This is a genomic window from uncultured Agrobacterium sp. (assembly GCF_913777885.1).
GTDB lineage: Bacteria > Pseudomonadota > Alphaproteobacteria > Rhizobiales > Rhizobiaceae > Agrobacterium.
In genome coordinates this window covers 15,239-33,936 of record NZ_CAJYTV010000001.1, presented here as the reverse complement: position 1 = coordinate 33,936, position 18,698 = coordinate 15,239, and the positions used below count along the sequence as shown (strand labels likewise).

At 58.1% G+C, this 18,698-nt stretch carries 21 protein-coding genes; 12 read left to right on the top strand and 9 right to left on the bottom strand.

Annotated elements, in window-relative coordinates:
* Positions 1–2: 2 nt before the first annotated feature.
* A complete protein-coding gene (gene glcF / locus QZ869_RS00175) occupies positions 3–1,319 on the top strand; it encodes a glycolate oxidase subunit GlcF (RefSeq protein WP_296101948.1) in 1,317 nt (438 codons plus the stop codon).
* Between the two features lie 160 nt (positions 1,320–1,479).
* Here glcF and QZ869_RS00170 read toward each other — a convergent pair whose 3' ends face one another.
* Positions 1,480–2,202, bottom strand: coding sequence for a L,D-transpeptidase (locus QZ869_RS00170; protein WP_296097645.1), 723 nt, complete (start codon positions 2,200–2,202; stop codon positions 1,480–1,482).
* 182 nt (positions 2,203–2,384) lie between these two features.
* Between QZ869_RS00170 and QZ869_RS00165 the strand changes: the two genes are divergently transcribed.
* Entirely contained in the window at positions 2,385–3,014 is a 630-nt protein-coding gene (locus QZ869_RS00165; protein WP_296101946.1) for a DNA-3-methyladenine glycosylase I, read from the top strand.
* A gap of 8 nt (positions 3,015–3,022) precedes the next feature.
* The gene (locus tag QZ869_RS00160; RefSeq protein ID WP_363315092.1) at positions 3,023–3,454 is read left to right on the top strand and encodes a hypothetical protein; all 432 of its coding nucleotides are present in this window, start codon (positions 3,023–3,025) and stop codon (positions 3,452–3,454) included.
* A gap of 5 nt (positions 3,455–3,459) precedes the next feature.
* Here the strand turns inward: QZ869_RS00160 and QZ869_RS00155 are convergent, their stop codons facing one another.
* Positions 3,460–4,497 carry a putative sulfate exporter family transporter gene (locus QZ869_RS00155; RefSeq protein WP_296101944.1) on the bottom strand — a complete coding sequence of 346 codons (1,038 nt, stop codon included), beginning with the start codon at positions 4,495–4,497 and terminating at the stop codon, positions 3,460–3,462.
* A gap of 81 nt (positions 4,498–4,578) precedes the next feature.
* Here QZ869_RS00155 and QZ869_RS00150 point away from each other — a divergent pair, with 81 nt between their 5' ends.
* Entirely contained in the window at positions 4,579–5,493 is a 915-nt protein-coding gene (locus QZ869_RS00150; RefSeq protein WP_296101942.1) for a LysR family transcriptional regulator, read from the top strand.
* 63 nt (positions 5,494–5,556) lie between these two features.
* Here the strand turns inward: QZ869_RS00150 and QZ869_RS00145 are convergent, their stop codons facing one another.
* The 4 genes from QZ869_RS00145 to QZ869_RS00130 all read right to left on the bottom strand — a co-directional run bounded on the left by QZ869_RS00145 (position 5,557) and on the right by QZ869_RS00130 (position 7,910).
* Positions 5,557–5,931: a DUF305 domain-containing protein gene (locus tag QZ869_RS00145; RefSeq protein WP_296101940.1), complete on the bottom strand. Its 375-nt coding sequence runs from the start codon at positions 5,929–5,931 to the stop codon at positions 5,557–5,559.
* A gap of 730 nt (positions 5,932–6,661) precedes the next feature.
* The gene (locus QZ869_RS00140; protein WP_296101938.1) at positions 6,662–7,426 is read right to left on the bottom strand and encodes a hypothetical protein; all 765 of its coding nucleotides are present in this window, start codon (positions 7,424–7,426) and stop codon (positions 6,662–6,664) included.
* Between the two features lie 3 nt (positions 7,427–7,429).
* The gene (locus QZ869_RS00135; protein WP_296101937.1) at positions 7,430–7,699 is read right to left on the bottom strand and encodes a type II toxin-antitoxin system RelE/ParE family toxin; all 270 of its coding nucleotides are present in this window, start codon (positions 7,697–7,699) and stop codon (positions 7,430–7,432) included.
* Complete coding sequence (locus tag QZ869_RS00130) at positions 7,683–7,910, bottom strand: DUF6290 family protein (protein ID WP_296016896.1); 228 nt, start codon at positions 7,908–7,910, stop codon at positions 7,683–7,685. The genes QZ869_RS00135 and QZ869_RS00130 overlap by 17 nt, the downstream gene beginning before the upstream one ends.
* A 153-nt stretch (positions 7,911–8,063) precedes the next feature.
* Here QZ869_RS00130 and hisS point away from each other — a divergent pair, with 153 nt between their 5' ends.
* Genes hisS through QZ869_RS00105 form a run of 5 tightly spaced genes read left to right on the top strand, consistent with a single transcriptional unit; the run spans position 8,064 to position 12,244 of the window.
* A complete protein-coding gene (gene hisS, locus QZ869_RS00125) occupies positions 8,064–9,581 on the top strand; it encodes a histidine--tRNA ligase (RefSeq protein ID WP_296101935.1) in 1,518 nt (505 codons plus the stop codon).
* Between the two features lie 6 nt (positions 9,582–9,587).
* On the top strand, positions 9,588–9,956 hold the full coding sequence (locus tag QZ869_RS00120) for a VOC family protein (protein WP_296016893.1): 369 nt from the start codon (positions 9,588–9,590) through the stop codon (positions 9,954–9,956).
* Positions 9,957–9,972: 16 nt separating this feature from the next.
* A complete protein-coding gene (locus QZ869_RS00115) occupies positions 9,973–11,094 on the top strand; it encodes an ATP phosphoribosyltransferase regulatory subunit (protein WP_296101934.1) in 1,122 nt (373 codons plus the stop codon).
* Positions 11,091–11,789 carry an ATP phosphoribosyltransferase gene (gene hisG / locus QZ869_RS00110; protein WP_296097633.1) on the top strand — a complete coding sequence of 233 codons (699 nt, stop codon included), beginning with the start codon at positions 11,091–11,093 and terminating at the stop codon, positions 11,787–11,789. Before QZ869_RS00115 ends, hisG begins: the two co-directional genes overlap by 4 nt.
* 44 nt (positions 11,790–11,833) lie before the next feature.
* A complete protein-coding gene (locus QZ869_RS00105) occupies positions 11,834–12,244 on the top strand; it encodes a GFA family protein (RefSeq protein WP_296101932.1) in 411 nt (136 codons plus the stop codon).
* A gap of 50 nt (positions 12,245–12,294) precedes the next feature.
* Here the strand turns inward: QZ869_RS00105 and QZ869_RS00100 are convergent, their stop codons facing one another.
* The 3 genes from QZ869_RS00100 to groES all read right to left on the bottom strand — a co-directional run bounded on the left by QZ869_RS00100 (position 12,295) and on the right by groES (position 14,964).
* The gene (locus QZ869_RS00100; RefSeq protein ID WP_296101930.1) at positions 12,295–12,741 is read right to left on the bottom strand and encodes a DoxX family protein; all 447 of its coding nucleotides are present in this window, start codon (positions 12,739–12,741) and stop codon (positions 12,295–12,297) included.
* 214 nt (positions 12,742–12,955) lie between these two features.
* A complete protein-coding gene (gene groL, locus QZ869_RS00095) occupies positions 12,956–14,590 on the bottom strand; it encodes a chaperonin GroEL (protein WP_296016884.1) in 1,635 nt (544 codons plus the stop codon).
* Between the two features lie 77 nt (positions 14,591–14,667).
* Complete coding sequence (gene groES / locus QZ869_RS00090) at positions 14,668–14,964, bottom strand: co-chaperone GroES (RefSeq protein WP_062425989.1); 297 nt, start codon at positions 14,962–14,964, stop codon at positions 14,668–14,670.
* A gap of 169 nt (positions 14,965–15,133) precedes the next feature.
* On the opposite strand from groES, the gene chrA reads away from it, so the two are divergent.
* From chrA to QZ869_RS00075, 3 genes are all read left to right on the top strand, one after another.
* Positions 15,134–16,453: a chromate efflux transporter gene (gene chrA, locus QZ869_RS00085; RefSeq protein ID WP_296101928.1), complete on the top strand. Its 1,320-nt coding sequence runs from the start codon at positions 15,134–15,136 to the stop codon at positions 16,451–16,453.
* 102 nt (positions 16,454–16,555) lie between these two features.
* On the top strand, positions 16,556–17,404 hold the full coding sequence (locus QZ869_RS00080) for a TIGR01459 family HAD-type hydrolase (protein WP_296102040.1): 849 nt from the start codon (positions 16,556–16,558) through the stop codon (positions 17,402–17,404).
* A 113-nt stretch (positions 17,405–17,517) separates the two neighbouring features.
* A complete protein-coding gene (locus tag QZ869_RS00075) occupies positions 17,518–18,498 on the top strand; it encodes a bifunctional riboflavin kinase/FAD synthetase (protein ID WP_296101927.1) in 981 nt (326 codons plus the stop codon).
* The last annotated feature ends 200 nt before the right edge of the window (positions 18,499–18,698 follow it).

Here is an 18,698-nt window from a genome sequence, read left to right as displayed (position 1 = left end):
TCATGCAAACCTCCTTCACGGCTGAACAACTGGCCGATCCGCATGTTGCCGAGTCTGAAAAGATCCTGCGTAAATGCGTGCATTGTGGCTTCTGCACGGCCACCTGTCCCACCTATGTCACACTCGGCAACGAGCTCGATAGCCCGCGCGGGCGCATCTATCTCATCAAGGATATGCTTGAGAACGACCGTCCTGCCGACCGCGAGGTGGTGACACATATCGACCGGTGCCTGTCCTGTCTTGCCTGCACCACCACCTGTCCGTCGGGTGTGGATTACATGCATCTGGTGGATCACGCGCGCGTCCATATCGAAAAGACCTATCGGCGCCCGCTGATGGACCGGTTGATCCGCGGCCTACTGGCCGCCATCCTGCCCTATCCCGCACGCTTCAGGCTGGCTTTGAAGCTTGCGAAAATCGGGCGCCCGCTGTCACCGCTCCTGCTTAAGGTCTCGGCATTGAAGCCGCTCGCCGCCATGCTCGATCTCGCACCCAATTCGATTTCCGCGCCACCTGTCGCTCGGCATTCCGCTCCCGCCGCTGAAGGGCAGAAGCGAGGCCGGGTCGCAATCCTGACCGGCTGTGCTCAGCCGGTTCTCGACCCGGGCATCAACGAGGCCACTGTCAGGCTCCTGACCCGTCTGGGTATCGAGGTGGTCGCACCGAAAGGGGAGGGCTGTTGCGGTGCGCTGGTCCATCACATGGGGCGCGAAGAACAGGCGCTCGCTTTTGCCCGCCAAAACGTCGATATCTGGATGCGCGAGGTGGAACAGGGCGGGCTCGACGCGATCGTCATCACCGCATCCGGCTGCGGCACAACGATCAAGGATTATGCCCATATGCTGCGGCTCGATCCGGACTATGCGGAAAAGGCAGCGCGCGTTTCCGCTTTGGCAAAGGACATAACGGAATATCTGTCGACACTCGATTTGCCGGTGTTGGAACGTAACGGGCTATCGGTAGCCTATCACTCTGCTTGCTCAATGCAACATGGCCAGAAAATCACGATGGCGCCGAAGCTATTGTTGAAAAATGCGGGCTTCGTCGTGCGTGATCCCGCAGAGGGACATCTCTGCTGTGGCTCTGCCGGGACCTACAACATCATGCAGCCGGAGATTTCTGGCCAGTTGAAGGCGCGCAAGATTAAGAACATCGAGGCCACCAAGGCCGATATCATCGCAACTGGCAATATTGGCTGCATGACGCAGATCGCCACCGGCACTCCGATGCCGATCCTGCATACGGTCGAGCTGCTGGACTGGGCCTATAGCGGTCAAAAGCCACCGAAGTTAAGCCTGAAACAAAAAACGAGCGGCTGAGCCGCTCGTTTTTCTTCGGTTGCTGCTAAAAGCGCTTACCGTTCCCCCTGGCATCCCCCGCCAAGCTCGTGAAATCAATTTAGCCGTTCCGCCAAAGCTCGCAAGTAGAAGTGTGAAGCGTGATGGTGTCTTAAATCAAACTTACAGCCAGGCGTTGCTATCAGATCACAATAACCCTCGTGCCGACCTTCACGCGCTCGTAAAGGTCAGTGACATCTTCGTTGCGCATGCGGATGCAGCCGGACGAATTGTTGCTGCCGATGGTCCATGGCTGGTTGGTGCCGTGGATGCGGTAGAGCGTCGAGCCCAGATACATGGCACGCGCGCCCATCGGGTTTTCCGGTCCGCCTTCCATGAAGGCCGGAAGATAATGACCCTTGGCGGCTTCGCGCGTGATCATTTCCTTCGGTGGCGTCCAAGTCGGCCACTCCGTCTTGCGGGTGATTGCGTGCGTTCCCGCCCACTCGAAGCCCGGCTTGCCGACGCCCACACCGTAACGGCGTGCCTTGCCACCCTCCATGACGAGATAGAGCAGTCGGTTCGGCGTATCGATGACGATCGTGCCGGGTGCTTCTTTCGTGTCGTAATTAACGATCTGCGGCAGGAACTGCGGGTCGATCCTCACACGCGGCGCATTGGGTCGTGCAGCCACGGCCTGAGGACGCTGCTGCACGCCGCGGCGCTGGAAAAGCGGCTGGCGCTGTGGCGGTTGCGGATAGACGACCGGACGCACATCGCCACGACCCATCTGTGTTACCCACGGCGCTGTCAGATCAGGGCTGACGACGATCGGCGGGCGCTCGCGGTAACGGTCATTTGCCATTGCCGGAGTGAGAGCGGCAAACACGGCGCTCAACGCTAGAAAGACGGTTTTCATCGACATCGGGTGGACTCTTTTACATGACACCGGAAAATGATCGTCACGTTCGCACGTGCAGACCAGCGAATGGTAAAGAGACCTCAGTCGAAATCGCTATTTCGCTGAAACCTTTCGATAAGGTTAGCAGGCGGTTTTAAAACAGGGTGAATCAATGGTAAGAACCGGGCTGAAAGAGACGGTGCCGCATGAGTGAAGACGGGTTGTTGACGGGCGAGGATGGCAAGGTCCGCTGCTTCTGGCAGCAGGGACTGGAAGATTACCGCCGCTACCACGATGACGAGTGGGGCCACCCTGTCACCGACGACAAGCGATTGTTTGAGAAGATCTGTCTTGAAGGATTTCAGTCCGGTCTTTCCTGGCTGACGATTCTGCGAAAGCGGGAGAGCTTTCGCGCCGCCTTCGCTGGCTTCGACTTCAAGAAGGTCGCAGCCTTCACCGACGCCGATATAGAGCGCTGCCTTGCCGACAAAGGCATCGTGCGTCATCGCGGCAAGATCGTTTCAACCATCAACAATGCCAAGCGCGCCGTCGCCCTTCGCGATGAATTCGGCACGCTGGCGCGCTATTTCTGGAGCTTCGAGCCCAAGCAGGAAGAGCGCCCGGATGTCTTCGACTACGCAACCCTGCGCGCCAATCCGACGACGCCAGCCTCCATTCGACTGTCGAAGGACCTGAAGAAGCGTGGCTGGAGTTTTGTCGGGCCCACCACCGTCTATGCTTTCATGCAGGCCATGGGCATGGTCAACGACCACATAGAGGGCTGCCATTGTCGCCCCCGAATCGAAGCGCTGCGGCAGGAGTTCGTACGGCCTTGAAGACATTTATCAAATGCGCCCTTGCCAGCCTTCTTTTCTTTTCTGTTGCGGCGCCCGTCGTCGCCGAGCAGCGGAACGTCGACGGCATGTGGCTCGATGATGGGGAGCAGTTGAAGGCTGTCGAAATGCCGGCCTCCGGCAATCTGAGCCTGAACGGTTGGACCCGCCAGGGCAGGGGTGAAGTCTATCGTCTCAAGGTGAAAGCCGGCGAAACGCTGAAGGTGTCGCTCGCTAGCCGCAGCGAGTTCGTCGTCATGGCGATTTTTGATTTCGGCAAACCGGACGACGATGCGATCTTCTTCAGCGACACCGGCAACAACACCACGGTGATCACACCGAAAGAAGACACCGAGTGGCTGATCCGGCCCATCCTGGTCTTGAGTTCATCGCGTCGTGGCCTTGGTGCCAATTATACGATCACCGTCGAACGCCAACCGTAGGCGGCTTATCCTGCGATCGCGATCAGCCCGACCGATAGTGCGCAGAGAAGTAGCAGCGATGCTGTGGCCGCCAGGATGACCTTGCCGCCCGCATGACGCAGGGAGCGGATATCCACCGAAAGACCGAGGGCTGCCATCGACATGATGGTGAGCACATTGGCAAGGCCGCTGATGGGTGCCAGCGCAATATCCGGGATCAGGCCGAAGGAACGGGCCATGATCATCAACACGAAACCGATGATAAACCAGGGCACCATCCGTTGTAGATCGAGCCGACCGCTCGCACCACGGCCATGGATGATCGAAAGCGTGGTGACGACGGGCCCCAGCATCAGCACGCGGATGAGTTTGACCACCGTACCGGTCTGAACCGCAACCGCGCCCATCGGTGCGGTTGCAGCCAGAACCTGCGGTACGGCGTAGACGGTCATACCCGCAAACATGCCATAATGGATCGCATCCATTGAGAGGAGAGCGGGAAGTGCCGGCATGATGACGACTGCTGCGACGCCAAGGACGGCGGTAAAGGCGATGGCTGCGGTCACGTCCTGAGCCTTCGCGCCGATGGCGGGTGCAGCCGCCGCAATGGCGGAGTTGCCGCAAATCGAATTGCCGCAGGCAACGAGGATGGCAAGCTTAGAGTCAAGACCGATCATCCGGCTGATGGCGTAGCTACCGGCGAGCGACAATGCAACGATGATGGCGATACCGAAAATCAGCAAGCCGCCAGCGCCTTTGAGAATTGAGAGGCTGAGCGAAGCGCCAAGAAGCACAACGGCGATCTCCAGCAGCGTCTTGGCGCTGAACTTTATACCAACCGTTGTCGCTTCCGGAAGCCTGGTAAAGCTTTTGAGCAGCACGCCGAACACGATCGCAATCACCAAATCTCCAAGCCAGGCATGGCCGGCCACGCGTACCTGCGCCTCCTGCGCAATGATCGCAGCGACGCTGATGGCGCCGCATAAAAATATGCCAGGGAGCAACCGAATTGACGGGAAGCGCGACAGGGACAGGGATGAGGTCAGTGAACGATGATGTGCCATATGATCATCATCTTACGAACGTCCGTTCCATTCCATCAAATAATATGGCATATTTTATTCGGCAAAATCGAATGATAGAAAATGACGTTTGAGCAATTGAGAATTTTCGTTGCTGTCGCGGAAAGACAGCATCTGACGCGTGCTGCGGAAGCACTCGGGCTGACGCCCTCGGCCGTCAGCTCCGCGATCAAAACGCTTGAGGCTTACTACAATGTCGAACTGTTCCACCGCGTCGGTCGTGGTATCGAGTTGACGGAGAGCGGTCGCGTCTTTCTGGACGAAGCGCGCTCTACCTTGAACCGCGTGCGCAGCGCCGAACTGATCCTTGCTGAAATGGGCGGTCTGACGCGTGGTGAAATCCGCGTCTTCGCCAGCCAGACAATTGCCAGCTACTGGCTTCCATCCATTCTCATGCAGTTCAAGCAGCTCTATCCCGGCGTGACGGTCACGCTTGAGGTCGGCAATACACGCACGGTGACGGAGGCGGTCCTGAAGGGTGTAGCCGAGATCGGCTTCATCGAGGGCGATATCGATGAGCCGGCGCTCTCCGTCCGCCCCATCGTGTCCGACAAACTGCTCGTCGTGGTCGGGCCGCTGCATCCTTTCTCGGACGGTCGGCAATTGAAAGCGCAGGATATTCGCTCAACGACATGGGTGCTGCGCGAGCAGGGCTCGGGTACGCGCTCCGCCTTCGAAGCCGCGTTGAAGGCCATGGGCATGTCTCTTGCCGATCTGCAGGTAACGCTGGAACTGCCATCCAACGAGGCTGTGGTTGCGGCAGCGCGCGCAGGCGGCGCGGCTGCGGTGGTGTCGGCGTCCGTCGCGGCACTGATGCTGCGACAGGGGTTGCTCACCCGCGTCGGCATCGACCTGCCTGCACGCCAATTTTCGCTTCTCATGCACAAGGAGCGGCACCCAAGCCGCGCATCGCTGGAGTTGGAGCGTCTAAGCCGGGAGTTTGCCGGAAGCTACAAGGCGGGTCTGACGGGGCTTTGACCACGGGTCGCCGAGAAGAGGAAGCGCCCGATGGCGCTCCCTCCAAACACACCTACTGTGTGATCAGTAACCCTTCGACTTCAGCCATTCTTTCATCATGGCGATTTCCGCTTCCTGCGCCTTGATCACCTCTTCGGCGAGTTTACGGATTTCCGGGTCCTTGCCATATTGCAATTGCACCTTTGCCATATCGATCGCACCCTGATGATGCGGGATCATGCCTCGGACGAAATCGACATCGGCATTGCCGGTATAGTCCTGCTCCATGGCCGCGTGCATTTTTTTGGAAACCTCCATGAAGGCTTTGGTCGAGGCGCTGTTCGTGGCCTCCTGCTTGGGCATGGAGTGGCCGGCATGAACGGAGTGGTCCTGCGCAAGCGCGGGCAGCGCCATGAACGCGCCGAAGGCGACGGCGATGGAAATGATCTTGATAGACATGGGATATCCTTCCTCTGTCGGAAATTCGATTGAAACGTGAATGTCGAAATCGGATCAGACTCGGGGAGGGGGAAGAGGTGGCGTGGGAGCATCGCCAACAAGGCTCGCTTGCAAGCCCGGTACCGGAGCGGCGTGAGGCGGTTGGCCTTTTTCTGCGAAGGCAATATCTGGAATAAGGACGAGGCACGCCGCACAGAAGGGCGCGTGCGTCATGCTCTTTTCATGCGGGCACGGAGCGCTTTGGGCTCCCGTGTCTTCGGAAGCATCCGCCATGTCGTGATCGACAGGATGACTCTTGGCCATGCCGGATGAGTGGTTCTCGCTCTCAGGCATGGACATATCCATCGCCGCCGTAGCCGGCATCGCGCCGTAGATCAGGCAAGCAAGAAACATCAAGGTACGAACCATTAAGCGCATGCGGTTACTTTAGAGCGTTTCCTTGTTAAATGGAAACAGTTCTGTTGGTTCAAACGGGATCGACTGATTGTCCGGATGGCGCGTGTCGTAGCCAACGCATACGGCCAAGCCGTCCAGGCAAGCAGGTGACCCGTTTCAACCAATCCAAAGGGCCGGGCATCTTTCCGCCAGGATCAAAGACGATCGGCTCGACCGTACCTTGGGGTATGCCCTTCGCCGATCGCCTTTGCCCTGACGAAAACCTGCTCCGGCAGAACGTTGCCATTTAACAAGGAAACGCTCTAACGCATCAATCGCGGTCAGAAAATGGCGCTCATCTCACCTCGCTGGCAACGACCCTGTGAAGGATCTGATAGTTCTTGCTTTCCTCGCCGAAGGGCGCAACGGGCCAGTCCCATTGATGCGCGACATTCGGAACAGGCGCTCCATGCAGCAGGTCTTCCTGCTGATGCACTTTGCCGCTTTTGTCGATGATCTCGAAACTCGTATCGGTAAGAAGACAGACCTTGCAGGGCAAGCCTGAGAGACCGTCGATATGCGCCTGAACCAGGCGTTGGAGCGTGTCCTGCGGCATGCGGCTTGCCCCGTCCTGCTCCATCCTATGACGCGCGCCGGTGCCGATTTGCGACAGCAGATTAGCGGAGACGACGAGATCGAGATATGGCACTTGCCGCAGAAAGCTCAACGGCTCGATCATGCTGCTCGTCTTCAGCGCATCATAGCCAGAGAGATCGCGGCTATTGAGAACGACATTGCGGTATTTTCGGCCATAGAGCTTCATCCGCACGCTCGCCAGATGCACCAGATCGACCAGCACTAGCGTATCGAACCCTGCCGCAAGCTGCCGCCACGGCACATCCCGCAACAGGCCGGAACCAAGAATGACGGCGGTACGTCGTTGTTTCAGTTTCAAGGCCGTCGATAGGATGAAGCGCTTGCAGTTCTCCTCATGCTCTCCCCACGGCTTCTCGCATCTATTGGCGCGCGCCCACAAATTGACGGAGTAGCGGATATGCGGACGAAATTCCGGCGCTGTTTTCCAGTATGTGCCAGCATAGTTCAGGGCTTCGAGGATCATGGATTAACGGTAGACTTCCCGGCGATGACCGATTTCGACCACGAGAACGACAAGCTTCTGATCCTGAATGTCAAAGATGATACGATAGTCGCCGACGCGGTAGCGCCAGAAATTGCCGAGTTCGGAGCCTTGCAAGGCTTCACCCGTTTGCCTCGGACTGTTGAGTTGCAGCAGCCGGTCGTGTAAAAATGACCGAATGCCACGTCGCGTTTGTGGATCGAGTTTCTTGATCTGTTTCTGAACGAGAATGTCGTATTCAATTGTCCAGGTCACGCCAAAACTCCTCGGCGCTTACAACCTTCGACTCGCCGCGCTGTATACGCCGCATCGCTTCTTCCGCCAGATACAGATCTTCCATATCCTCGATATGTTTTTCTATCGCCTCGCGGATGTAAAAGGCCGACGTCCGTCCGGTGCGCTCGGAAAGCGCCTTCAGGCGTTCATAGGTCTCGTCCGGTAGACGGATGGCGGTTTGCTTGCTCATGCGGTTCTCTCCCGAAGAGATTGGGATGCGTGTATCCCGTTTAGCAGTTTTTCGCGCCAAAGGCCAGCAAATCCGCGGACCTCCGGCCTTGCCGCATGGGGCGTCATCCTCTAAGACACCGGCTTGATTTCAAGAGACAATTGGACTGGCATCATGAGCGAAAAAGCAAAAAAGCCTCAGAAACTGAAAGCCCGCCTGCCGCGCGGCTTCGTGGATCGTTTGGCTGCCGATATCCATGCCACCAATGAGATGATCGAAAAGATTCGTAAGGTCTATGAGCTTTACGGCTTCGATCCGGTCGAAACCCCGCTGTTCGAATATACCGATGCGTTGGGCAAGTTCCTGCCGGATAGCGACCGCCCGAATGAAGGCGTGTTTTCGCTTCAAGACGATGACGACCAGTGGATGAGCCTGCGCTATGATCTGACCGCGCCGCTCGCCCGTCACGTCGCGGAAAACTTCAACGAGATCCAGCTGCCTTACCGCACCTATCGCGCAGGCTATGTCTTCCGCAATGAGAAGCCCGGCCCGGGTCGCTTCCGCCAGTTCATGCAGTTCGATGCCGATACCGTCGGTGCCGCTGGCGTCCAGGCAGATGCGGAAATGTGCATGATGATGGCCGATACGCTGGAAGCCCTTGGCATCAAGCGCGGCGACTATGTCATCCGTGTCAATAACCGCAAGGTTCTGGATGGCGTGATGGAAGCCATCGGTCTTGGCGGCGAAGAGAATGCTGGTCGTCGTCTCAACGTTCTGCGTGCCATCGATAAGCTCGACAAGTTCGGGCCGGAGGGCGTGAAGCTGCTGCTCGGTCCCGGTCGCAAGGATGAGTCCGGCGACTTCACCAAGGGTGCGGGGCTCGACGAGGCGCAGATCGAAAAGGTTCTCTTCTTCGTCGGCATCAAGGATTATGCCGCAAGTGCTGCCGATCTAGCGAACCTCGTTGCCGGTACCTCAAAGGGTGCGGAAGGTGTCGAGGAATTGAATGTCATTGGCGCACTCGTCGCAAGCGCAGGTTATGACGACGACCGCATCAAGATCGACCCATCGGTCGTGCGCGGGCTCGAGTATTACACAGGCCCTGTTTATGAGGCTGAACTGACATTCGATGTCACCAACGAAAAGGGCGAGAAGGTTGTCTTCGGGTCCGTTGGCGGCGGCGGTCGCTACGATGGTCTGGTGTCCCGCTTCATGGGCCAGCCGGTTCCGGCAACCGGTTTCTCCATCGGTGTCTCGCGCCTGATGACGGCGTTGAAGAACCTTGGCAAGCTCGGTCAGGCAAAGGTGCTCGCGCCTGTTCTCATCACCGTTATGGATGGCGATGTGGAGAGCATGGGGCGCTACCAGCGCTTCACGCAGGCACTGCGAGCGGAAGGCATTCGCGCCGAAATGTATCAGGGCAACTGGAAGAAGTTCGGCAATCAGCTGAAATATGCCGACCGCATGGGCGCCCCCATCGCCATCATCCAGGGTGGCGATGAGCGTGCCGAAGGCGTGGTTCAGATCAAGGACCTGATCGAAGGCAAGCGCCTCTCCGGAGAGATCGAGGACAACGCGACATGGCGCGAAGCGCGTGTCGCGCAAGAGGTCGTCGCCGAGTCTGAACTGGTTGCCAAGGTCAAGGAAATCCTGGCCGCCCAGGCCGAAGACCGGCGTCGGGCAGAAGGCTGATCGGCCATGACCATTCTCCGCCTGGATCACGTCCAACTGGCAATGCCTGAAGGTGGAGAAGACAAGGCGCGGACGTTTTATGCGGGCCTTCTCGGTCTTCAGGAGGTTGCAAAGCCTGCCAATCTTGCGGGCCGCGGCGGATGCTGGTTTGCGCGTGGCGATGTCCGCGTGCATCTCGGCGTCGCGAAAGATTTCATCGCCGCCACCAAGGCCCATCCCGCCTTTGTAGTAGATGATCTGTCTGGACTTCTAAAAAGACTTGAAACGGCAGGCTGCCCTGTGGTTGAGGATGAGCCACTGGAAGGGTATGACCGCTTCTACGTGAATGATCCCTTCGGAAACCGCATCGAGATGATGCAACCGCTCGAACCGTGACGAAAAGTACCGCTTCATGCCCCTGATCGACATGCCGGAATTTTCCGGAGAGCTGCTGGACGAGTTTGCGGCGCGCAAAACGGTGCGGGTCAACACACCCGTTATCCAGCCAGCTGCCCCCTTTCTGGATATGGCCGGCGAGGATTTGCGCCGTCGTATTTTCCTGACCGAAAGCGAAACGGGCGAGAGCCTGTGCCTACGACCGGAATTTACGATCCCCGTCTGCCTGCGCCATATCGAAACGGCAACCGGCACGCCGAAACGTTACGCCTATCTCGGCGAAGTGTTTCGCCAGCGGCGCGAGGGCGGCAATGAGTTCTATCAGGCCGGCATCGAAGATCTGGGCGATGGCGATGTCGCCGCTGCCGATGCCCGCGCGATTGGCGACGCTTTCGGCATTCTGAAGCGCTTGCTGCCGGGCCGCTCGCTCTCGGCGCGTCTGGGGGACCAGAAGGTCTTCGAGGCGGTGATCGCAGCACTTGGCCTGCCGCTCGGCTGGCAGAAGCGTCTGGTTCAGGCCTTTGGCGACACGGTTCAACTCGATGCGCTGCTGGAAAGCCTCGTCAGCCACAAGCCGATGACCGGGCTCGACGCTCGCGTGGCCGGACTGCTTGCGACCGGCGAGGAGAAGGTTCTGGTCGATTATATTGACAGCGTCATGCAAGAGACCGGCTATTCCACCAATGCCAGCCGTTCCCCGCAGGAGATCGCGAGACGCCTCCGCGAAAAGCTGGCGCTCGCCGCCACCCGCCTGCCGGACGACAGCTTCCAACTGCTGAAGCAGTTTCTAAGCCTTCAGGCACCTTTGTCGGAGGCATCTAAGACGCTTTCCGACTTTGCCGAAAAGGCAAAGCTGAAACTTGGGCCAGCACTGTCCGATTTCGGTTCCCGCGTGGCAGCCCTTGCCAATAGCGGCGTCGATTTGCAGGCCGTGACTTATGGCGCGGCTTTCGGTCGCCCGCTCGATTACTATACCGGCCTGGTCTTCGAAATCACACAACAGGGGCAAACCGCGGTGCTGGCAGGCGGTGGACGCTTCGATCGCCTGATGACGCTGCTTGGCGCCACCGACACCATTCCTGCCGTCGGTTTCTCGCTCTGGCTGGACCGTATCGAAGCTGCGAGGGCCGCTGCATGACAATCACTATAGCGCTGCCCTCCAAGGGACGCATGAAGGACGATTCCTCCGCCATCCTTGAACGCGCCGGGCTGAAAATCACCGCTATCGGCAGCGATCGCTCCTATCGCGGCCGGATCGAAGGGCGTGACGATATCGAGATCGCCTATCTCTCGGCATCCGAGATCGCCCGTGAGATTGGCAACGGCACCGTCGATTTCGGCGTGACGGGCGAAGATCTCGTGCGCGAAGATCTGAGCAACGTCGATGCACGCGTGGAGTTCTGCGCGCGTCTCGGCTTCGGCCACGCGGATGTGGTGGTCGCCGTGCCGGAAATCTGGCTCGATGTCGATAGCATGGCCGATCTCGGCGACGTCGCCTCCGAATTTCGCGCCCGCCATGGCCGCCGTCTGGCAATCGCCACCAAATACTGGCGGCTGACGCAGCAATTCTTCTCGCGCCAGCATGGCATTCAGCTCTACCGCATTGTCGAAAGCCTCGGTGCGACAGAGGGCGCGCCTGCGGCAGGCCAGGCGGATATCATCGTTGATATCACCTCCACGGGTTCGACGCTGAAGGCCAATCACCTGAAAATCCTGACGGACGGCATCATTCTGAAATCCGAAGCCTGCTTTGTTCGCGCCAGAAAGGCGGAGCACGAGGGCGATTCTGTCGTCCGAGAGATCGTCTCGCGCGTCAAGACGGCGCTTGGCTGACGACATATTTTGTCTATGCTGTTCTCCTTATGAAGGAGAGTGTCATGCGCATCACAGGCCAATGCCACTGCGGCAACGTTAGGTATGAAGCAGAAGCCGATCCAGAGCATGTGGTCATCTGTCACTGCACGGATTGCCAGCGTTTGACCGGTTCACCCTATCGCGTAACGTTGCGGGCAAAGCGTCAGAACATCATCCTGACTGGCGTCGAACCGAAGCTCTACAGAAAGAAAGCGGAAAACGGGAATATCCGTCTGATGCATTTCTGTAGCGACTGCGGCGCGCCGCTCTTCAGCAGTGCGGAGCAGGAGACCGGCACCTGGGGCATCCGCTGGGGCTCGATCAATGAGCGTGCCGCTTTAGAGCCGCATGTGCAGATATGGGCGCGATCGAGGGCCAAGTGGGTTGATGACCTCAAAGAAATCCCTGCGCACCCCAAGGAACCCCAGAAATAAACAAAGCCGCCGGATTGCTCCGACGGCCTCTGGAGGAATAACTCTCTATCTCAGGCGTGGGCAAGCTTGACGCCGCGCATCGCGTCGACCGAGTACGCACCGGCGCCGAAAGCTCCGAGAAGGATATAGGCGCCAGCCAGCGTAATGTTCTTCATCAGCATAATTCCATTCAGCGTGTTAATCCAGCCGAGAGCCGCATCTGGCCAGCCGGGAACGGCAACGGTGCCGCTGTGGAAGACGAGGCCGGTGAAGACGCAGAATGCGGCCAGTGCGAAAGCGGCAATCTTGGTCTGGAAGCCAACGAGAACGGCAAGCCCGGTCAGGAGCTCAAACAGACCGGCAAGGTAAGCAAGAGCGGTTGCCGCAGGCAGGCCAGCGCCGGTGATCATGCCAGCTGTGCCGGCAGGGTCCATCAGCTTGCCAAAGCCGGAGTAGACGAAGATGAAGGAAAGAAGGATGCGTGCGACGAGCACGAGAGCGTTCTGACTGCTGGACATTGCGGTGTCTCCGTTTGGGCTTTCGTTCAAGCCGTTGAGTGAAAATCTGGAGACAGTTCTGGCGGATTTTTTTAATTGACGAAAGATAAACGAGAGAAGACTGTTCGTCTTCAAAAAGTGAACAATGGATGAGCTTCATCCTGGCTTTCAGAGCGCCAAAACAAAAGGGCGGTCCGAAGACCGCCCTTTCTAAATCCCAGAGGGAATGGACTGATTAGAAGTCCATGCCGCCCATGCCGCCACCTGGCATCGCAGGCATTGCGGATTCCTTCTTCGGCAGCTCGGCAATCATGGCTTCCGTGGTGATCAGCAGCGAAGCAACCGAAGCTGCGTTCTGCAGAGCCGTACGGACAACCTTGACCGGGTCGACGATACCCATGGCAATCATGTCGCCATATTCGCCAGTCTGAGCGTTGTAACCGAAGTTGTCGTCAGCCTTGTCGAGAACCTTGCCAACAACGATCGAAGCTTCGTCACCGGCGTTGTCTGCGATCTGGCGAACCAGCGACTGCAGAGCGCGGCGAACGATATTGATACCAGCTTCCTGGTCGTCGTTCACACCCTTGACGGTGATCTTCTGAGCGGAACGAAGCAGAGCGGTACCACCGCCAGCAACGATGCCTTCCTGAACAGCAGCGCGGGTTGCGTTCAGAGCGTCGTCGATGCGGTCCTTGCGCTCCTTCACTTCAACTTCCGTTGCACCGCCGACGCGGATGACGGCAACGCCACCAGCGAGCTTAGCAAGGCGTTCCTGCAGCTTTTCGCGGTCATAATCGGAAGAGGTTTCTTCGATCTGAGCCTTGATCTGGGCAACGCGGCCTTCGATGTCGGTCTTCTGGCCGGAGCCGTCAACGATCGTGGTGTTTTCCTTGGAGATGGAAACCTTCTTGGCCTTGCCGAGCATGTCGAGAGTGACATTCTCGAGCTTGATGCCGAGGTCTTCGGAAATCACGGTACCACCGGTCAGGATCGCGATGTCTTCGAGCATGGCCTTGCGGCGGTCGCCGAAGCCAGGAGCCTTGACGGCAGCGATCTTGAGGCCGCCACGCAGCTTGTTGACGACGAGCGTTGCAAGCGCTTCGCCTTCGACGTCTTCAGCGATGATGACGAGCGGCTTGCCGGTCTGAACAACGGCTTCGAGAACTGGAAGCATGGCCTGCAGGTTGGAGAGCTTCTTCTCGTGAAGGAGAATGTAAGCGTCTTCGAGGTCAGCAACCATCTTTTCAGGGTTGGTTACGAAGTAAGGCGACAGGTAGCCGCGGTCGAACTGCATGCCTTCGACGACTTCGAGTTCGGTTTCAGCGGTCTTGGCTTCTTCAACGGTGATAACGCCTTCGTTGCCGACCTTCTGCATGGCTTCCGCGATGTCGCGGCCAACCTGCGTGTCGCCGTTGGCGGAGATCGTACCAACCTGAGCAACTTCCTCAGAGGTGTTGATCTTCTTAGCCTTGGCCTGCAGGTCCTTGACGACTTCTGCGACGGCCAGATCGATACCGCGCTTCAGGTCCATCGGGTTCATGCCGGCGGCAACAGCCTTCTGGCCTTCGCGAACGATAGCCTGAGCAAGAACGGTTGCCGTCGTGGTGCCGTCACCAGCGATGTCGTTGGTCTTCGAAGCAACTTCGCGGACCATCTGTGCGCCCATGTTTTCGAACTTGTCTTCCAGTTCGATTTCCTTGGCGACGGAAACGCCGTCCTTGGTGATGCGCGGTGCGCCGAAGGACTTGTCGATAACAACGTTACGACCCTTCGGGCCGAGCGTGACCTTCACTGCGTCAGCGAGAACGTCGACGCCCTTGAGCATCTTTTCGCGCGCCGAGCGGCCGAATTTTACTTCTTTGGCTGCCATGTTTCAAAACTCCTGGTTTCGAATGGCCGGAACAATGTCCGGCTTCAAGATTACGGAAAATGGGGAAGGCGGCTAGATCAGCCGATAATGCCCATAATGTCGGCTTCCTTCATGATGAGAAGGTCTTCGCCGTCGAGCTTTACTTCTGTGCCGGACCACTTGCCGAACAGGATGCGGTCGCCGACCTTGACGTCGAGAGCGACGATCTTGCCGGACTCGTCACGCGCGCCGGAACCGACGGCTACGATTTCGCCTTCCTGCGGCTTTTCCTTGGCGGTATCAGGAATGATGATGCCACCCTTGGTCTTCGCTTCAGACTCAACGCGACGAACCACAACGCGGTCGTGCAGCGGGCGGAAATTGGTGCTTGCCATTGTCTATTCCCTCGATCAAATGACATTCGCGGATCGGATACGATCCGCCTGGATTGATGTTAGCACTCTCATTTGCCGAGTGCTAGCGGCAGTGAGATAAGCAGGGCCTAAGGCACTGTCAAGAACGGCCTGTCGGAAAAATTTCATGTAAAATGGTTACTGCGGTTGCATGACAGATTTTTTGCGCCCTGAATCTTCTCCCGTCCATCCGACCCTTTCGGAGCTGTTTTTCGTTTTCGGCCGAGTCGGCCTTTTAAGCTTCGGCGGACCGGCCGGGCAGATCGGCATGATGCACCGCGTGCTGGTCGACGAGAAACGCTGGCTTTCGGAAGAGCGGTTTCTGCACGCGTTGAATTACTGCATGCTTCTTCCCGGACCGGAGGCGCAGCAACTGGCGACCTATGCCGGATGGCTGCTGCATGGCAGGCGCGGCGGCGTCATCGCCGGCACACTCTTCATCCTGCCCGGATTTCTCGTTATCGTCGCACTGGCCGCCGCTTACGCGCTTTATCAGGATACACACTGGCTTCCGGCACTGCTCTTCGGCCTGAAGGCCGGCGTGTTGGCCATCGTGATTGAAGCTTTGCTGAGGGTGGCGAAACGAGCCCTGAAAAGCCGCTTTCTGATTGGTGTCGCAGGAGCAGCCTTCATCGCGCTTTTCTTTTTCGCCGTTCCTTTTCCGCTTGTCATCCTGGCCGCCGGTGTCGCGGGTTTTCTGAAAGCTAGAGGAGGGCCGTCAGTGAAGCGTGATGCGGCAAGCAAGGCACCCTCTCTTTTGCGGCAACTGCGTGGAGTTTTGGTCGGCCTCCTCATCTGGCAGATGCCACTCCTGCTGTTCTGGCTTCTGGCCGCGCCTGGCTCGCTCGTAGAATTGCAGGCATTCTTTTCGCGGCTTGCAGTTGTTACCTTTGGCGGTGCCTATGCGGTTCTTACCTATGTGGCGCAGGTCGCCGTGGAAACGCATCACTGGATGAGCGCAAGCGAGATGCTGGATGGCCTGGCGTTGGCCGAGGCAACACCCGGACCGCTCGTTCTCGTCCTCTCCTATATCGGTTTTCTCGCAGCCTTCCGCCATCCGGGCATGCTGGATCCCATGCTGGCAGGTGTGCTGGGCGCGAGCGTTGCCGCATGGGCGACCTTCGTCCCGAGCTTCATCTTCATTTTTCTCGGAGCGCCCTATGTTGAGCGTCTGAAAGACAATGCAGCCCTGTCAGGTGCGTTGTCTGCCATCACCGGCGCGGTTGTGGGCGTCATTCTCAACCTTTCGGTCTGGTTCGGCCTGCATGTGCTTTTCGGCAAGGTGGATCGCGTTGAGCTTCTGCCGCAGATCAATTTGGGCATGTCCTTACCAGAATGGAGCTCGCTCGATCTGGCGTCGCTTGCGCTTTTCATCGTCTCGGCAATCATGCTCTTTCGTTTAAAGCTTGGCATGGTCCCGGTTCTTGGTGTCTGCCTGGCGGCAGGCTTGATCAGGCTCTGGCTCGTCTGACTCGGTAGCTCCCTGACTGGTCCTTTTGTCTTTTTCTCTTGCCATTGCTATCTGCCTTTGCGATGTCACGAGCCTGAAATGATGGAAAGAGTTGGACGCTTCATGGCCCACCGCATTGCCACGCTTGGCGACGTTACCTCCCAATTCGATGTGATTTTCTCCGATGTCTGGGGCGTACTTCACAACGGCGTGACGTGTTTTCCCGCCGCCGGTGCCGCATTGGCCGATGCGCGGGCAGACGGAAAGACAGTCGTTCTGATCACCAATTCGCCTCGCCCCGCAATCGGCGTTATTCCGCAACTGCGCGCACTCGGCGTTCCGGACGAAGCCTATGATCGCATCGTCACCTCGGGCGATGTTACGCGAGAGTTGATTGCTGAAGGTCCGAAGAAGGTTTTTCTGCTTGGTCCGGAGCGCGATCTGCCGTTGTTTGACGGTCTTGATGTGACTGTGGTCGGAGAGGATGAGGCGGAAGCTGTCGTCTGCACCGGCTTCTTTGACGATGAGACGGAAACGCCGGAAGACTATACCGATATGTTGAAGGCCTTCGTGGCCCGCTCTGCGCCGATGATCTGCGCCAATCCGGACCTGGTGGTGGAGCGCGGCGAGCGTATCATCCCTTGCGCTGGCGCTATGGCTGTCTATTTCGAGCAATTGGGCGGCGAGGTGCGTATCGCCGGCAAGCCACATGCGCCGATCTACGAGGCGTGCTTTGCCGCGGCAAAAGAAGTGCGCGGCGAGTTCAGCAAGGATCGTGTTCTTGCAATCGGCGATGGCATGCCGACCGATGTGAAGGGTGCCATCTCCGCGGGTCTCGATCTCCTCTATATCAGCGGCGGTATTCACGCGGCTGAGTACACGTTGAATGGGGAGATCGACGAGGCGCTTCTCAACAGCTATTTGAAAAGCCAGAATGCAGCCCCCGGCTGGTGGATGCCGCGCCTGGCCTAAAGCGAAATGCGATCTTTCAGATCCGCTTCTTTCGCTTTAGGTCCTTGTTTGTCGCATGTCGTTATCGCAAAACCGGTGGCCACTTTTGCGCGACACGCTTTAGAAAGTTTCCGATGACCGTGTTCCATCGCAATGAGAAGAAAGAACCGCTTCCGGACGCATTGAAGGGTGGCGTTGTCGCGATCGGTAATTTCGATGGTGTCCATCGCGGCCATCGCGCCGTTCTGGATCAGGCACTAGAGCTTGCAAGATCGCGCGGCGTTGCAGCCCTTGTCCTGACATTCGAGCCACATCCGCGCACGGTTTTCCGGCCGGAAACGCCGGTCTTTCGCCTAACGCCGGCGCCGCTGAAAGCCCGCCTTTTGGAGGCTGAGGGCTTTCAATCCGTCATCGAATATCCGTTCGACAAGACATTCTCGCAGCGTTCGGCAGAAGATTTCGTCAAATCCATTCTGGTCGACTGGCTGGGTGCTGGTGGCGTCGTCACCGGTGTCGATTTCCATTTCGGTAAGGGTCGCGAGGGCGGTCCGGCCTTTCTGATGCAGGCAGGTAAGCGCCATGGCTTTGATGTGACGCTGGTAGATTCGTTTCGTGATGAGGGTTCGGACGTGATTTCATCAAGCCGTATTCGGGACTGTCTGGCGAAGGGCGATGTGGTCGGTGCCGCAGGTTTGCTTGGCTATCGCTTCACGGTGGAAGCAGAGGTTATTCGCGGACAGCAGCTTGGCCGCACACTCGGTTACCCGACAGCCAACATGGCGCTGCCACCCGAAACGGAGTTGAAGCCTGGAATCTATGCCGTGCGCTTCAGACAGGTTGACGGAACGCTGCATGACGGTGTGGCAAGCTTCGGCTATCGCCCGACGGTAACGGAGAATGGCGCAGCCCTTCTTGAAACCTTTATCTTCGATTTCAGCGGTGATCTTTACGGCCAGATGTGTTCGGTTTCCTTCTTCGGCCACCTGCGCGATGAGCTGAAATTTGATGGGCTGGAGCCACTTGTCGTTCAGATGAAGAAGGACGAGGAGGAGGCTAGAGCGCTTCTTTCAGGCGTCACGCCGCTCAGCGACGTCGATGCCAAGATCGCTTTTTGACAAAGCGAGCCGCTGCCTGCGATCAATTCCCTTTTCAAACAGACTGAAACGGCTTAAACAACCGGCCATGAACCAATTTCGGTCGACGTTCATATCCCGAATTATTGGCCCGGCCTTCCGCCCGCTCTGAGAGCCGGAAGGTCCGGGATTTTGGCGCTTGTTCCCAAGTGCCTTCGCTAAGCCCTCTTTTTTGTTGAGAC

Coding starts and splice junctions, on each gene's coding strand:
- glcF (WP_296101948.1), top strand. CDS start 3: ATGCAAACCTCCTTCACGGCTGAACAACTGGCCGATCCGCATGTTGCC.
- QZ869_RS00170 (WP_296097645.1), bottom strand. CDS start 2,202: ATGTCGATGAAAACCGTCTTTCTAGCGTTGAGCGCCGTGTTTGCCGCT.
- QZ869_RS00165 (WP_296101946.1), top strand. CDS start 2,385: ATGAGTGAAGACGGGTTGTTGACGGGCGAGGATGGCAAGGTCCGCTGC.
- QZ869_RS00155 (WP_296101944.1), bottom strand. CDS start 4,497: ATGGCACATCATCGTTCACTGACCTCATCCCTGTCCCTGTCGCGCTTC.
- QZ869_RS00150 (WP_296101942.1), top strand. CDS start 4,579: ATGACGTTTGAGCAATTGAGAATTTTCGTTGCTGTCGCGGAAAGACAG.
- QZ869_RS00145 (WP_296101940.1), bottom strand. CDS start 5,931: ATGTCTATCAAGATCATTTCCATCGCCGTCGCCTTCGGCGCGTTCATG.
- QZ869_RS00140 (WP_296101938.1), bottom strand. CDS start 7,426: ATGATCCTCGAAGCCCTGAACTATGCTGGCACATACTGGAAAACAGCG.
- QZ869_RS00130 (WP_296016896.1), bottom strand. CDS start 7,910: ATGAGCAAGCAAACCGCCATCCGTCTACCGGACGAGACCTATGAACGC.
- hisS (WP_296101935.1), top strand. CDS start 8,064: ATGAGCGAAAAAGCAAAAAAGCCTCAGAAACTGAAAGCCCGCCTGCCG.
- QZ869_RS00120 (WP_296016893.1), top strand. CDS start 9,588: ATGACCATTCTCCGCCTGGATCACGTCCAACTGGCAATGCCTGAAGGT.
- QZ869_RS00115 (WP_296101934.1), top strand. CDS start 9,973: ATGCCCCTGATCGACATGCCGGAATTTTCCGGAGAGCTGCTGGACGAG.
- hisG (WP_296097633.1), top strand. CDS start 11,091: ATGACAATCACTATAGCGCTGCCCTCCAAGGGACGCATGAAGGACGAT.
- QZ869_RS00105 (WP_296101932.1), top strand. CDS start 11,834: ATGCGCATCACAGGCCAATGCCACTGCGGCAACGTTAGGTATGAAGCA.
- QZ869_RS00100 (WP_296101930.1), bottom strand. CDS start 12,741: ATGTCCAGCAGTCAGAACGCTCTCGTGCTCGTCGCACGCATCCTTCTT.
- groL (WP_296016884.1), bottom strand. CDS start 14,590: ATGGCAGCCAAAGAAGTAAAATTCGGCCGCTCGGCGCGCGAAAAGATG.
- groES (WP_062425989.1), bottom strand. CDS start 14,964: ATGGCAAGCACCAATTTCCGCCCGCTGCACGACCGCGTTGTGGTTCGT.
- chrA (WP_296101928.1), top strand. CDS start 15,134: ATGACAGATTTTTTGCGCCCTGAATCTTCTCCCGTCCATCCGACCCTT.
- QZ869_RS00080 (WP_296102040.1), top strand. CDS start 16,556: ATGGCCCACCGCATTGCCACGCTTGGCGACGTTACCTCCCAATTCGAT.
- QZ869_RS00075 (WP_296101927.1), top strand. CDS start 17,518: ATGACCGTGTTCCATCGCAATGAGAAGAAAGAACCGCTTCCGGACGCA.